Below are 13,871 nucleotides of genomic sequence, written 5' to 3'. Positions count from 1 at the left end.
GCGGTGTGCGCTTGAGAAGCTGTCCAAGACAGGATTCTGGCAATCTACATTAAGATTGCCAGGCTTCTCACACTCGCCCAAGTAACCGATGAATGCCTTGTCTGTTCGCCGCCCGCGTTCGCAGCGCTGGCGCCCCCTGACCGCAGGCGAAATCGCCATGGCCTCGCTGCTGTTTCGCGACGCCATCGATTACGCGCGTGTGCGCATCCATGCCCGCCGCTACATGCCTTTCCAGCCGAAGAACTGCGCGATGACGCCCAACGGCAGCATGTACTTTCACGCTTCCTGCTTCCTCGACGATTATGCTGAGGCCAACCTCACCGGCCAGCACTGGTTCATGCACGAAATGGCACACGTCTGGCAGCACCAGCTCGGCTATCCGGTGCGCCTGCGCGGGGCCGTACGGCTCGGCTTGCCCTACCACTACGAGCTGCGGGAAGGGGCGGCGCTGTCCGACTACAACATGGAAGCGCAGGGCGACCTGCTGGCCGATTATTTTGTGCTGAAATTCCTCGGCCGTCCCGAAGCGATGCGCCAGCAGCGCTACCGGAACGACCTGGCACTGTACGAACAAGTGCTGGCAGAGTTTCTCGCCGATCCGGCCAGCCGGAACAACCTGCACCGCTGCCTCGCGCGGCGGCTGGCGCGCGCCTGATCCGACCCATCGTACACCGTCGCCTGCATGCAACGGGCATGCCGGCGCGCGCCACGTCCGTCTCGATATTGAGAATGCTCAATGCTGCCGTGCGGCAAGATCGTAGCCTTACTCTCTACCGTTATTCCTAATCTCTTTCCCGTTTTCTGACCCCGCCATGAAGTCGCCCCTCGCACCATGCAGCGCAATCTGCCTCGTACTCTGCCTCGCCTTGCCGATGGTGCTGCCCGCGCAGGCGGCGCGCCGCGTCGGCGAGGCCGAGGTGCGCACGGGCGCGAACGGCGTGCCGTGCTTTACCATCTCGCAGCGCGAGGAGGAGCGCGGCGGCGCGCCCGACTTCGGATCGATCACGGTCACGGCGGCCGGGGACCTGCCTCCCCTGTGGCGGATGGTCATGCCCGCGACGCGCACCTTCCCGGTCGCCTTTGCCATGTGCGTACCCTACGGCGGCCGGATCCCGGCCCTGCCGCAGACGCCGGCGGCGCCCTTGAAGGAGGGCGAGCCGTACACCGTCGTGATCGATACCCGCGCCGGCAAGAACGACACCAGGCCGCTGCGCTACCAGGCCCGTTTCTGCCTGGCGCGCCAGGGCGCAGGTTTTGTGGCACAACAGCTTGGTTCGGGCGGCCAGCCTCCCGGGCGCAAGGCCATGGCCTGCCCGCCGCGCCGCGGCTGATCCGGCGCCGTCATCCCCCAACGAGCGGACTGCCCGCCCGGGCATTGCCGCAAGGCCGCCTCGCGATCGCCGTGCAAACGATACCTCTTTCGTATTGTCAGGACACAAATACGGTATAAGACGCATCAAGCGGCGAACCATACAATTCGATGGCGGATCAGGCAGGCTTCGCGGGCCGTGACCTGATGCCCAAGCGGGCCGGCAGGCGCTCCAGCAGGCCAGCCAGCCCAAGGCACGCCACCAGCGCCGGCGGGTAGACCAGGAAAGTCCAGGCCTGGTCCTCGCCCAGCAGCGCGCGGTAGGCCGCCGCCAGGCCCAGCACCACGAACATGTGCGACAGGTAGAGTTCATAGCTCAGCGCGCCCATGCGCGCCAGCAGGCGCAGGCCACGGCGTGGCGGATAGGCCTGGAAGGCGAGCAGCAGCAGGCAGGTGCCGATGCAGATGCCGTACAGGGTCGCCTTGAACAGGTGGCGGTAGACGAGGTCGCCCCAGGCGAACACCAGCAGCAGGCACAGGCCGCCGCCGATCGCCATCAGGCGCGCCTCGCGACGGGTCGGGGTCCAGCGGCGCGCCAGCAGCGCCGCCAGCACGCCCCAGGCGATGGCGGACATCCCCGGTAAATAGGCTTTTTCGCGCCAGACCTCGGCGCTGACGGGCACCAGGTTGCGCAGGGGCGTCAAGGCAAGCGCCCACACGGCCAGTGCGGCGACCAGCAGGCGCGGCGGCAGCCACAGGCACAGCAAGGGAAAACCGAGATAGAAGGCTTCCTCGATCGACAGCGACCACAGCACGTCCCATCCGGCCGGCGCCCAGCCGGTACGTCCCTCATACCAGTTGAAGGTGAAGCTCAGCGCCGAGCCCAGCAGGCCAACGGTGGTGTGCTCGCCATTCTCGGGCGCGAAGCCGGGGATGCCGAGCCAGGCCAGCACGGTCAACAGCGCCAGCACCACCAGCAGCAGCGGCAGGATGCGCCGGCTCCTGCGAACATAGAAGCGGCGCAAGTCGACCTTCCCGAGGCTGCCGTCGCGTTCGATGATGCGGGTAGCGATCAGGAAGCCGGAGATGGCGAAGAACATGAAGACCGCCTCGTAGCCGTTGAAGCTGATGGCGTCGACCAGGCGCTTCGGCCACCACCCGCCGAGCAGGCTCGGGCCCAGCGGCAGGCGAAAGGGCAGGGCCAGGTGGTGCACGATCACGAGCAGGATGGCCAGGCCGCGCAGGCAGTCGATGCCGGCATTGCGCACGGGCGCGGACACGGTGCCTGCCCCTGGTCCTGCCGCAGGCGGCAGGCTCATGGCCGCGCGCCCGGGGCCAGGCCCTCGAGGATGGCGTAGGCCGCCGCGACCCGCGCCGGTATCGGATAATTTTTATTTGCCAGCATCACGATGCCGATCCTGCGCGCGGGCACGAACAAGGCATAGGCGCCGAAGCCGCCGGTCGAACCGGTCTTGTTGAACAGCGTGCCGCGCGGTGCCGGGCCTGGCGCGAGCCGGGTCGCGGGATTGGCCTCGCGAATGATCTTCTCCGCGTTCCCCGCCAGCAGGTCGGGGAGGCCGAAAGGCGGGCGATACTGCTCCCAGCCCAGCCCCTGCACCATCGGGCCGACCTTGAAATAGCCGACCTGGGTGGCCTCCACCGCAGGCCGCAGCGGGGCTGCCAGCCGCGCAGGGTCAATATTGGCCTGGACGAAGCGGATCATGTCGGCGGCGCTCGACTTGACGCCATAGCTCTCCTCGTCGAACACGCCGGGCCCGACGCGCACGGCGTCGCCGGCGCCCTTGTAACCCCAGGCGTAGTCCGGCATGGCCGCGGCAGGCACGCGCACCCAAGTGTGCGCCAGGCGGAGCGCGGGAAAGATGCGGCCTTCCAGGGCCGTCCTGAAATCCGTTTCCAGCGCGAGCGCGGCGGCGCGTCCGAGCAGGCCGATGCTGGGGTTCGAATAGCGGCGCTGGGTCCCCGGCGCGGCATCGGGCTGCCAGGCGCGGAACCAGGCCGGCATCTGCGCATCGGATTTGACGTCGTCGGGGAACTGGAGCGGCAGGCCGCCCGCCGTGTAGGTGCCCAGTTCGAGCAGGGTGGCGCGGTCGATCGGGCTGCCCTTCAACTGGGGAAGATGGCGGCCCGGATGGTCGCCCAGCGCCAGCCTGCCCTGGGCCGCGGCGTAGCCCGCCAGGGTGGCCGTGAAGGTCTTGCTGATCGATCCCAGTTCGAACAGCGTGTGCTCGCTCACCGGCGTGGCGTCGGACTTCGAGGCCACGCCGTAGTTGAAGAACATCGCCTTGCCGTCGATGGTCACCGCGACCGCCATGCCGGGCACCTGGTGTTCGGCCATCAAGGGGCGCACCGCCTGCCCGACGACGGCTTCGATGTCCTGCGCGGCGGCCGGGACGGCGTGGATGCAGGCCAGGGTCAGGGCCAGGAGTCGGAAGGAGCGGCGGCGCATCATGGGTTTCTCCGGTGTTGGGTGCGACGAGTATAGGGATGCCGGCTTTGCCGCGGCCAGCGCGGCCGTCCCGCCAACGCCGGGTTTCGTCACATGGCGGCCTTCAGTGCGGCCAGGTAGCGCTCGCTGACGGCGACCACGGCGCCGCAGCGCAGCAGCAGGCGGTGGCCGCCGTCGCCGCTGCTCTCGAGGCGCGCGATCTGGTCGCGCCGGACGATGGCACCGCGGTGCACGCGCAGGAACTGGCCGGGGCCGAGCAGGGCCTCCAGGCGGTTGAGCGTGATGCGGTGCAGGACCGTGCGCGCCGCCAGGTGCAGCTCGGCGTAATTGCCGGCCGAGCCGACCCAGACGATGTCGTCGATGCCGATGCGCTCGATGCGCCCGACCGAGCGCACGTGGAGGTGGTCCACGCAGCCGGCGGCGTCGCCGGCATCGACATAGTCGCGCAGCGCGGCGCCATAGGCTTCGCGCTGGCGCAGCCCCAGCATGGCCGCGGCGCGCTCGACGGCCCGCGCCAGCCGGGCATCGCCGAGCGGCTTGAGCAGGTAGTCCAGCGCGTGCACCTCGAAGGCGTCGATCGCATGCTCGCCATGGGCCGTCACGAACACGACCAGCGGCGGCTCGCGCAGGCGGCTGATCTCGCGCGCGAGCACCAGGCCCGATTCGGCCGGCATCTGGATGTCGAGGAAGACGAGGTCGATGTCGGCCTGGGCCAGGGCCGTGCGCGCCTCGGCCGCGCTGGCGCATTCGGCCGCCAGTTCCCAGTCGGGCCAGGCGGCCAGCGCCAGGCGCAGGTTGCGCCGGCCCGGCGCTTCGTCGTCGACGATGGCGTAGCGGATGGCCATAGGGTCAATCCAGCAGCGGTAGCCGCACTTCGGCGACGAAGCGTCCGTCGCGCAGGCCGGCGTCGAGCGTCGCGCCCGGGTACATCAGGCGCAGGCGGTCGCGCGTGTTGGCCAGGCCAAGCCCGGCGCCCGGGTTCGGCGAGGCGTGCGGACTGGCCGGGTTCGAGACCCGGATGCAGAGCGTCCCGCCGCGCTCCTCGAAGCCGAGCTGGATGTCTCCGGGCCCGCCGTGGCAGTCGAGGTCGTGGCGCAGGGCGTTCTCGATCAGCGGCTGCAGCAGCAGGGGCGGGCAGTCGACTTCGTGCAGGAGCGCGCCCTCGCCGTCGATGCGCACGCGCAGCCGCTCGCCGTAGCGCAGGCGCTGCAGGTCGAGGTAGTCGCGCACGAAGGCCAGTTCGGCGGCGACCGTGACGTTGGCATGGCTGCTGGCGCGGCTGCTGGCGGCCAGCGCGTAGCGCAGCAGGTCGCTCAGGCGGCCGATCGCCCCGAGCGCGAGCGCCTGGTCGCCCTCGCGCACCAGGGCGCTGATCGCGTTCAGGGCGTTGAACAGGAAGTGCGGTTCGAGCTGGGCGCGCAGGGCGAGCAGGCGTTGTTCCTCGAGCGCCAGGCGCAGTTGCAGCATGTCGTTCTGCGAGCGCTGCCAGGCCAGCTCGCGTTCGCGGGCGCGGCGCCAGTAGTGCAGGGCCAGCATGGCCGCAAAGGTGCCGCTGGCCGAGAACCAGCCGACCAGCAGCATCTTCTGCAGCAGCTGCCAGGCGTCCCCGATGCCGACAATGTCGAGGTAGCCGCGCAGCCAGGCCATGTAGATCCACTGGGCCGGCTGGAACACCAGCACCAGGCCGGCGAACAGCGCCAGCACGTGGCGCGGACGCTCGATCAGCGCCGGCCAGCGCGCCAGCGCCAGCGCCAGGCCCGCGCTCAGCACCATCAAGGGCAGGGCGTATTCGACGAACCAGGTGGCCAGCAGGGCCGGATAGTGGCTGGCGACGCCGCTGCGCAGGTTGTCGCTATAGGTCTGCAGCGCACCGAGCGCGCTGATGGCCATCCACACGAGCACGATCAGGGCGGCCGTCCTGGGCGTGAAGGCGGTCGCGGCGGGGCCGGCGGGGCAGGGGATGGCGGGGCCTGGTTTCATCGCCAAAAGTATAGCAGCGGCAATTATTGCCCGAGACTGGGCGCCGGGACGGCCGTCACACGGACACCGGGTTTCGTCACCTTGCTGCTGCCTGCCCGGCAGGAGCGCCGCAGAATCGGGCATCCCTACCATCGATCAGGAGCCCGACTTGAAACCACGGTTTTTCCTCCCCGCCCTGGCCCTGTGCCTGGCCGCCGGTGCCTTTGCCGCGCCGGCGCCCTATGTGCTGGACAACACCGAGGTGCGCGAGCTGCGCTCGCTGTCCTTGCGCCGCGATTACCAGGTCCTGGTCGCGCTGCCCGAGTCGTATGCGCGTTCGCAGCGGCGCTACCCGGTGCTGTTCGTCACCGACGCCAACTACGCCTTCCCGCTCGTGCGCAGCATCGCCCAGCGGCTGGCCAAGCATGCCGGCATGGAGGAAGTCATCGTCGTCGGCCTCTCGTACGCCAGGGGCGACAGCGGCGCCTACAGCCGGCGCCGCGACTATACGCCGAGCGTGCCGCGCCGCGGCGCCTACACCTCCGACATGCCGGGGCGAGAGCCGGCCTTCGGCGAAGCCGCCGCCTATGGCCGCTTCGTCGCCGCCGAGGTCTTCCCGGTGATCGCCGCCGGCTACCGCGCCGACATGCGGCGCAAGGCCTTCGTCGGCCATTCCTACGGCAGCCTGCTGGGACTGGAACTGCTGCTGAGCCGGCCGGGCACCTTCGAGCATTACATCCTCGGCAGCCCCTCGCTGTGGTTCGACGGCGGCGTGATGTTCGAGCGCGAGCAGGCGTATGCGGCCCGCCACCGCGACATGGCGGCCTCGGTCTACTTCGGCATCGGCGGACGCGAGACGCTGGCGCCGGGCAAACGGCGTTCGCGCGCGGAAGAGGATGCCGACATGGTCGCGGACCTGAAGGAATTCGACGCCGCGCTCCGGGCGCGCCGCTATCCCGGCCTGCGCACCCGGCTCGAGGTGTTTGCCGGCGAGGATCATGCGAGCGTGTTTCCTTTCCTGCTCACGCACGGGCTGCGTTCCTGGCTCGCCAGCCGCGCACCCTAGCCGCGCCTGCGATCCGCTAGAATGTCGGCATTTCCCTTCTTTATGGCATTGCAGACATCATGACTCAGGACGAACTCAAGCAAGCCGTGGCACGCGCGGCCATCGATTATGTGGTCGACGGTGAAATCATCGGCGTGGGCACCGGTTCGACGGCCAACTTCTTCATCGACGAGCTGGCGAAGATCAAGGACCGCATCAAGGGCACCGTCGCTTCCTCCGAAGCCACCGCGGCACGCCTGCGCGGGCACGGCATTCCCGTGTTCGACCTGAACGAGGTCGAATCGATCGCCGTCTACATCGACGGCGCCGACGAGATCAACGATGCCGGCGCCATGATCAAGGGCGGCGGCGCCGCGCTCACGCGCGAAAAGATCGTCGCCTCGGTATCGAAGCAATTCGTCTGCATCGCCGACGGCTCGAAACTGGTGCCGACCCTGGGCAAGTTCCCGCTGCCGGTGGAAGTCATCCCGATGGCGCGCGCGGCCGTGATGCGCAAGCTCGCAGCCCTCGGCGGACAGCCGCGCCTGCGCACCAAGGCCGGCAGCATTGATGCCTTCATCACCGACAACGGCGGCGAGATCATCGACGTGGCGGGCATGGAGATCGCCGACCCGAGCGGCGTCGAGACCCAGGTCAACGGCATCGTCGGCGTGATCGCCGTCGGCCTGTTCGCGCAGCGCGGCGCCGACGTCTGCCTGCTGGGCACGGCGGACGGCGTGAAAACCCTCACCTTCTGATCCCGGAGGCGCGATGAAACGGCTGCCGGTACTGCTGATGGTGGCCGCCCTGGGCGGCTGCGCGCTGCCTGGATCGAAGCAGGCGCCGCCGGCCGCCAGTGCCGCGGCGCCTGTGTCGTCCCAGGCCATCGATAGCGGCGCCGCGCCGGTCGAGCGCGTTCCTTATCGCGTCGGCGTGTCCTCGGTCACGGTCGAGCAGCTGGCGCGCCGGCATGCCTGTGCCGGGCAGGGCGCCGGGCTGGTGACCGAGCCGGGGCCGGTCGAGGTCTACCGCCTGCAGTGCGCAGACGGCAAGGTGTTCATGGCGCGCTGCGAGCTGCGCCAGTGCAGGAAGATGTAGCCTGGGCTTGTAGATTCCCGATGCAGACGGACGGCGCTGATCAAGGCGCCGTTTCCACTTCCTGCAGCGTGCGCGCCAGGCTCGAGACGCTCGGGTTGTCGACGAACAGGCAGCGCGTGCCCGTGCGCTTGCAATAATCCTTGACCCGCCAATAGGCGCCATGGCTGATGCAGCCGGTCTGGCAAATGACCAGGTCGGCGGCCGCCAGGTTGGCGTCGAGCAGGCCGCTGTTGTCTTCCAGGCCGCCATCGTGGTGGGCGAAGCGGGCGCCGCTGCGTTCGACGATGCTGCGGTAAATCGGCACATTGCCGCTGCGCCCGCCCACGCACAGGATGCTCTGCCTGTCCAGGCGCGGCAGCGGCGCGGCCTGAACCGCCGGGGCGGACGGGGGCGGCGATGGCGGTGGCGGAGCCGCCGGGGCCTCCTGCCGGCCGGCCGGGAGTTGCGCGCGCAGGGCGCGTTCGCGCGCTTCCATGTGCGCCAGCCGGTTCGCGAGCCGCCTGCGCGTTTCCAGTTCCGGGACCGATGCGCGCAGGGCCGCCAGCTCGGCACGCGCCTGACCGATCTCGGTCTCCTTGCCGATCACGATCGCACGCAGGCCCATCAGCGCGGCTTCGTGCTCGCGCGCGGCATCGGCCTTCTCCTGGATCAGCCCGTTGCAGCGTTCCTGCAGTTTCAACAGCTCGCGTCCCAATCTGGCATGCTCGTCCAGCAAGGCCTGGTGCTTTTGCATGTCCACCCGGGCACAGGCGCCGGCCTGGTGCTGCACCATGTGGATGTCGCGGGTCATGCGTTCTTCCAGTTCGGGCGTGCAGCGCGGGTGGGTGAGGCCGGCCCAGAAGGCGCCGGCGACGTTTCCCGCAGCGACGGCCGCATCCCACAATGCCTTGACCTCGGCCGTGCTCCTGGCCTTGTGGAAGCGGGCAAGGTCGGCGGCGTAGCGGCGGTCGAGCTCCTTTTGCAAGGCCTCGGACAGGGTCTTGCGCGTCATGCATTCGGTAACGACGCCGACGTGCAGTTCGTAATCGTCGTGTTCGAGGGTCTGCCCGACCACTTTTTCGGTGAGCCTGCGCAGCCCCTGCATGGACAATCCGACGCCGATCAGCGGGCAATGACAGGTGTGGGGCAATTCCCAGAGACGCCGGCGGCGCGAGCCCCGGGGACCGGCCGCCTCGGGGCCGGAGGCCGGGCGCTGATGCTTGTCGCACATGGTGTTCCTTCGCGGTTGGACTGGCCGGCGGCACGCGAAACGAACGCCGGCAAACACGCATTCTTCTTTCAAATGAGAATGCTTCTCATTCCTATTTTATCGCGGATGAGGCGGGAGGCAAGCGAATCGTGCGCAGGGAGAGGGCGAAGGGAGGGGAAGACGGCCGGCCCCGCCGGCTATTCGTTGACCTTGCCGCGCAGGGCCTTGATGTTGCCGCTGCGCGTTTTCGCGTCGAGCCGGCGCCGCTGCGAGCTGCGCGTCGGCCTGGTCGGGCGCCGCACCAGCTGCACCTCGGCGGCCGCATCGACCAGCGCCTGCAGGCGCTGCAGCGCTTCTTCCTTGTTCTGCTCCAGGCTGCGCGACTGCTGGGCCTTGAGGACCACCACGCCATCGCGGGTGATGCGCGAATCGCGCATGGCAAGCATGCGCTCCTTGACGTAGTCGGGCAGCGAGGACGCGCCCACGTCGAAGCGCGCGTGCACCGCGCACGAGACCTTGTTGACGTTCTGCCCGCCCGGCCCCTGGGCGCGGATGGCGATGAACTCGACTTCGGCCGGATCGAGGCTTATTTGCATTTGCTTACCTTTTTGCGTCAGCCTGTGCTCAAGCTTGTGCGTTAGTCATTGTAGAGCGGGAAAAATCGCGTCTGCGATGGCTATCCTGCCCATTGTGGAACCCAGCGCAGCCATGCAGTTCAGATGAGTGCGCACGTTACAAGTGTATCGTGTGGCATGGTTTTTCCGTAAAGGGTAATCTAATGACAACAAATTGTTAAGGAGCAAATTATGAACAAAGCCGCCATTTCCGCCCTGATGCTCGCCGTTGCCGTTCTCGCCACCGGCTGCAAGAAAGATGCAGATCCTTCGACCGGTCCTGCACAGGAAGCAGGCAAGGCCATCGACAACACCGCCGCCAATGCCGCACAGGAATCCCGTGAAGCCGCTGCCGCGGTCGGTAACGCCACCGAGCGCGCTGCCGAGAACGTCGACCAGGCTGCCGACCGCGCCGCCGCCAACATCGACCATGCAACCGACAAGGCTGCCGAGAACCTGAAGGAAGCCGGCGCCGAAGTGCGCCAGGAATCGCGTGAAGCGGCTGCCGAAGTCCGCGAAGGCGCCGACAAGGCGGCCGACAAGACCGGCGCTGCGCTGGAACGTGCCGGCGAAAAGATGCAGGACAAACGCTAAGCGGCAGGTATCTGTCCGGCGCCCGCTGTCGGGTAACGTGAAAACCCGCGCACCTGCCAGGCAGGTGCGCGGGTTTTCGCTTGTTGACCTGTGCTTATTGCAGGACGAAGCGCACGACGCGCGAGGCGAGCCCGAGGACGAGGACGACGATGAGTACCCGGATCGCGATCCGCATGGCCTTGCTGCGTGCAGGTTTCATCTTCATGCCTCGGCAATATGAATCTTTGACTTGATGTGCTTGAGGCTGGCCACGATCGTGAAGGTCATGATCACCAGCAGCGACCATGAGCTCCATTTGCTCAGGTGGACGATCGACCACGCGCCGAGCTGGTTCGGATAGCGCCAGACGCCCCAGAAGGTGCCGATGTTCTCGGCCAGCCAGATGAAGAAGCCGATCAGCACGAAGCCGAGCATGAGCGGCATCTGGCGGTCGCGGTCGAGCGGCCGGTAGATCACGACGGTGCGCGAATACAGCCCGAGCGCGCAGGCGGCCAGGTACCAGCGGTAGTCGCCGATGTAATGGTGGGTAAAGAAGTTCGCGTAGATCAGGATCGCGATCAGGGCCGCCATCCAGTAGGGCGGGTGGTGACGGATGCGCAAGTCGAACATGCGCCAGGCCTGAACGATATAGCTGCCCACCGACGCGTACATGAAGCCGGCGAACAGCGGCACTCCGAAGATCTTGGTGTAGGCAAAGTCCGGATAACTCCACGACTGGATGCTGCCCGAGACCTTGAACGCCTCGAGCGCGAAGCCGACCAGGTGGAACAGGCAGACCGCCTTCAGCTCGTCCCAGGTTTCCAGTTTCGCGTAGACCATCCAGAACTGGATCGCGAGCGCGACGAGCAGCAGCAGGTCGTAGCGGGGGACGCCGAGGATGCCGCCGCGCGGCATCAGGAGCATCGCGGCGAGAAAGCTGCCGACGAACAGGCAGGAGCGCGCGTTCTTGAAGCCGAAATACAGGAACTCGACCAGGCCGCGCCGCAGGCGGTTCATGTGCCGCGGACGGGCGTCCATCAGGAGGTTGTCGAATGCAGCAAGCATGGTGGTGGTCCGCTGGAATAGCTTGTCATCAATTCCACGATTCTACGACGGCCTCCGCTGCGCCGGAAACATTCTGTCGGCGCGACAATACAGTTTCGGTCAACGGGAGCTGAATAGTGAACAACACACTCGTCTGCACGATCGGTCACTCGAACCGCCCGATCGAGGAATTCATCGCGCTCTTGCAGCAAAACGGGGTCGAATGCCTGCTCGACGTGCGCACGGTGCCGAAATCGCGCCATAACCCCCAGTTCGGCCAGGACCAGCTGCCGGTCTCGCTGGCCGCAGCCGGCATCGCCTACCGCCAGATGCCGGGCCTGGGCGGGCTGCGCCGTCCGCAAAAGGACTCGCCCAACAGCGGCTGGCGCAATACTTCGTTCCGCGGCTACGCCGACTACATGCAGACGCCGGAATTCGCGCACAACGTCGAGGAGGTGATCGAACTGGCCGCCACCACGCGCTGCGCGCTGATGTGCGCCGAATCGGTGCCCTGGCGCTGCCACCGCTCGCTGGTGGCGGACGCGCTGCTGGTGCGTGGGATCGAAGTCGAGCACATCATCAATCCGGGCAAGCGGCGGCCGGCGAAGCTCACGCCGTTTGCGCGGGTGGACGGTACGCGGATCCTGTATCCGCCGGAAGAGGAAGGGGAGCCGGACGCGCCCGGGGGGGAAGGGTGTTGCTGAAGTTCGTAGGGTGGGCGGCTCCACCTTATCGTTAGCGTGCCGGCAACTTGCGCGCCGCCCACGCGTTCAACCAGCCGGTGATTCGTCGCGAAGTTTCAAGAGGTGGTTGAACGCGTGGGCGGCATCTGAGCCGGAGGCAGGCATGTGCCTGGGTATAGCCGCCCACCCTACAAAAGCCAAGGCGGGCATAAAGCCCGCCTCGAGGTCGCGATGACGACGTGAAAACTTACGCGGTCGGCGGCACGTAACCGACAGCCTGGTCGGCGCCCTCGCCGAAGAAATGCTTTTCCATCTGTTGCGCCAGGTATTTGCGCGCGCGGTCGTCCGCCAGGTTCAGGCGGTTTTCGTTGATCAGCATGGTCTGGTGCTTCAGCCATGCCTGCCAGGCTTCCTTCGAGACCGACAGGTACAGCTTCTTGCCCATCTCGCCGGGGACCGGCGGGAAGTCCAGGCCTTCGGCTTCCTTCTTCAATTTCATGCATTGGACCATACGGGCCATGGTGTGCTCCTGATTCGGTAAAAGATAAATGACGATTATAAGGTCTTGATGAAGACCTGTGATTTGCGCTGCCAGTTATACATATGCTGGCGGTCCTTCGGCAGTTCGTCGACGGTGGCCGGCCGGAAGCCGCGCTTCTTGAACCAGTGCGCGGTGCGCGTGGTCAGCACGAACAGTTTGGTCAGGCCGGCCGCGCGCGCGCGGTTTTCCATGTGCTTCAGGATGCGTTCGCCGTCGCCCTGGGCCTGCACGTCCGGATTCACGGTCAGGCAGGCCATTTCGCCCATTTTCTCTTCCGGGAAGGGGTACAGGGCGGCGCAGCCGAAGATCACGCCGTCGTGCTCGATGACGGAGAACTGCTCGATCTCGCGCTCGATCAGCTCGCGGCCGCGGTAGACCAGCGTGCCGTCCGCTTCCAGCGGTTCGATCAGCTTGATAATTCCGCCGACGTCCTCAATTGTGGCCTGGCGCAGGCTTTCCAGGTTTTCGTGGCTGATCATGGTGCCCACGCCATCGTGGGTGAACAGCTCGAGCAGGGCCGAACCGTCCATTTCGAAGGGCACGATGTGGGCGCGGTCGACGCCGCTGTTGCAGGCCTTGATCGCGTGGCGCAGGTAGAAGGCGGCGTCGGGCGGCAGGAAGTTCGCCTGCAGCACGGCCTCGGCCTGGTGCGAGGACAGTTCGCGGATCTCGGTGCCGGCGGCGTCCGACATCAGCGGCGTTTCCGTGATGTAGATGAGCTTGTCGGCGTGGAGGGCGATCGCGGCCGAGGCGGCCACGTCTTCCATCGTCAGGTTGAACACCTCCCCGGTGGGCGAGAAGCCGAGCGGGGACAGCAGCACCAGGTTGTCTTCGGTCTGCAGGATCGGGGCGATCTTGTCGGCGGCGATCTTGCGGGTCATGCCGGTCAATTCGAAATCGACGCCATCGATCACGCCCAGCGGGCGGGCGACGACGAAGTTGCCCGACACGATGCTGATCTGCGCGTTCGACATCGGCGTGTTCGGCAAACCCTGGCTGAACGCGGCTTCGATATCGAGGCGCAGTTCGCCCGCGGCTTCCTTGGCGCACTCCATCGCGGCCGTGTCGGTGATGCGCACGCCGTTATGGAAGCGGCCCTCGACGCTGCGCAGGCCAAGCTGTTCGGCCACCTGCGGGCGCGAGCCGTGCACGAGCACGATGCGAATGCCGAGTGCGACGAGCAGGGACAGGTCTTGCGCGAGCACCGGCAGGGCGCCGGCGGCGACCAGTTCGCCGGGAAAGGCAACGACAAACGTCTTGCCGCCAAAGGCATGAATATACGGCGCGACAGAGCGCAACCACTGGACGAATTGGGTAGGGTTTTCCATTTGCCGCATTATAATTCGCTG

The 13,871-nt window shown here is 67.2% G+C and carries 16 protein-coding genes; 7 read left to right on the top strand and 9 right to left on the bottom strand.

Annotation, left to right across the window (positions count from 1 at the left end; translation table 11 throughout):
* The first annotated feature begins 88 nt into the window (after positions 1-88).
* A complete protein-coding gene (locus ACFPAH_RS04745; RefSeq protein ID WP_379741416.1) occupies positions 89-655 on the top strand; it encodes a Rhs element Vgr protein in 567 nt (188 codons plus the stop codon).
* 157 nt (positions 656-812) lie between these two features.
* A complete protein-coding gene (locus ACFPAH_RS04740) occupies positions 813-1,331 on the top strand; it encodes a hypothetical protein (RefSeq protein ID WP_379741413.1) in 519 nt (172 codons plus the stop codon).
* A 157-nt stretch (positions 1,332-1,488) separates the two neighbouring features.
* On the opposite strand, the gene ACFPAH_RS04735 is transcribed toward ACFPAH_RS04740, so the two are convergent.
* From ACFPAH_RS04735 to ACFPAH_RS04720, 4 genes are all read right to left on the bottom strand, one after another.
* On the bottom strand, positions 1,489-2,628 hold the full coding sequence (locus ACFPAH_RS04735; protein ID WP_379741410.1) for an acyltransferase family protein: 1,140 nt from the start codon (positions 2,626-2,628) through the stop codon (positions 1,489-1,491).
* Positions 2,625-3,779 carry a class C beta-lactamase gene (ampC, locus tag ACFPAH_RS04730; RefSeq protein WP_379741407.1) on the bottom strand — a complete coding sequence of 385 codons (1,155 nt, stop codon included), beginning with the start codon at positions 3,777-3,779 and terminating at the stop codon, positions 2,625-2,627. Before ampC ends, ACFPAH_RS04735 begins: the two co-directional genes overlap by 4 nt.
* 86 nt (positions 3,780-3,865) lie before the next feature.
* Positions 3,866-4,621 (bottom strand): LytR/AlgR family response regulator transcription factor, encoded by a 756-nt coding sequence (locus ACFPAH_RS04725; protein WP_379741404.1) that lies wholly within the window; start codon positions 4,619-4,621, stop codon positions 3,866-3,868.
* A gap of 4 nt (positions 4,622-4,625) precedes the next feature.
* Positions 4,626-5,756: a sensor histidine kinase gene (locus ACFPAH_RS04720; RefSeq protein WP_379741401.1), complete on the bottom strand. Its 1,131-nt coding sequence runs from the start codon at positions 5,754-5,756 to the stop codon at positions 4,626-4,628.
* A 148-nt stretch (positions 5,757-5,904) separates the two neighbouring features.
* Between ACFPAH_RS04720 and ACFPAH_RS04715 the strand changes: the two genes are divergently transcribed.
* From ACFPAH_RS04715 to ACFPAH_RS04705, 3 genes are read left to right on the top strand one after another with little or no spacing between them, the layout of a single operon-like run.
* A complete protein-coding gene (locus ACFPAH_RS04715) occupies positions 5,905-6,801 on the top strand; it encodes an alpha/beta hydrolase (protein WP_379741398.1) in 897 nt (298 codons plus the stop codon).
* Between the two features lie 59 nt (positions 6,802-6,860).
* On the top strand, positions 6,861-7,538 hold the full coding sequence (gene rpiA, locus ACFPAH_RS04710; protein WP_379741395.1) for a ribose-5-phosphate isomerase RpiA: 678 nt from the start codon (positions 6,861-6,863) through the stop codon (positions 7,536-7,538).
* A 13-nt stretch (positions 7,539-7,551) separates the two neighbouring features.
* Entirely contained in the window at positions 7,552-7,878 is a 327-nt protein-coding gene (locus tag ACFPAH_RS04705) for a hypothetical protein (protein ID WP_379741392.1), read from the top strand.
* A 40-nt stretch (positions 7,879-7,918) separates the two neighbouring features.
* On the opposite strand, the gene ACFPAH_RS04700 is transcribed toward ACFPAH_RS04705, so the two are convergent.
* Positions 7,919-9,088, bottom strand: coding sequence for a DUF2325 domain-containing protein (locus ACFPAH_RS04700; protein WP_379741389.1), 1,170 nt, complete (start codon positions 9,086-9,088; stop codon positions 7,919-7,921).
* Positions 9,089-9,264: 176 nt separating this feature from the next.
* The gene (arfB, locus tag ACFPAH_RS04695) at positions 9,265-9,663 is read right to left on the bottom strand and encodes an alternative ribosome rescue aminoacyl-tRNA hydrolase ArfB (RefSeq protein ID WP_379741386.1); all 399 of its coding nucleotides are present in this window, start codon (positions 9,661-9,663) and stop codon (positions 9,265-9,267) included.
* Positions 9,664-9,873: 210 nt separating this feature from the next.
* On the opposite strand from arfB, the gene ACFPAH_RS04690 reads away from it, so the two are divergent.
* Positions 9,874-10,275, top strand: coding sequence for a hypothetical protein (locus ACFPAH_RS04690; protein WP_379741383.1), 402 nt, complete (start codon positions 9,874-9,876; stop codon positions 10,273-10,275).
* Positions 10,276-10,476: 201 nt separating this feature from the next.
* On the opposite strand, the gene ACFPAH_RS04685 is transcribed toward ACFPAH_RS04690, so the two are convergent.
* Positions 10,477-11,292 carry a DUF817 domain-containing protein gene (locus tag ACFPAH_RS04685; protein WP_379742958.1) on the bottom strand — a complete coding sequence of 272 codons (816 nt, stop codon included), beginning with the start codon at positions 11,290-11,292 and terminating at the stop codon, positions 10,477-10,479.
* A 143-nt stretch (positions 11,293-11,435) separates the two neighbouring features.
* Between ACFPAH_RS04685 and ACFPAH_RS04680 the strand changes: the two genes are divergently transcribed.
* Positions 11,436-12,002, top strand: a complete 567-nt coding sequence (locus ACFPAH_RS04680; protein ID WP_379741380.1) for a DUF488 family protein — start codon at positions 11,436-11,438, stop codon at positions 12,000-12,002.
* 226 nt (positions 12,003-12,228) lie between these two features.
* On the opposite strand, the gene ACFPAH_RS04675 is transcribed toward ACFPAH_RS04680, so the two are convergent.
* Both ACFPAH_RS04675 and argA read right to left on the bottom strand, forming a co-directional pair.
* Entirely contained in the window at positions 12,229-12,501 is a 273-nt protein-coding gene (locus tag ACFPAH_RS04675; protein WP_379741377.1) for an oxidative damage protection protein, read from the bottom strand.
* A gap of 35 nt (positions 12,502-12,536) precedes the next feature.
* Entirely contained in the window at positions 12,537-13,850 is a 1,314-nt protein-coding gene (gene argA, locus ACFPAH_RS04670; RefSeq protein WP_379741375.1) for an amino-acid N-acetyltransferase, read from the bottom strand.
* Between the last annotated feature and the right edge of the window lie 21 nt (positions 13,851-13,871).

This window comes from Massilia sp. GCM10023247 (assembly GCF_042653325.1).
In the GTDB taxonomy this organism is placed as follows: Bacteria; Pseudomonadota; Gammaproteobacteria; order Burkholderiales; family Burkholderiaceae_D; genus Telluria.
Note: the sequence above shows the minus strand (reverse complement) of the source record. Positions and strands in the feature narration are given on the sequence as shown.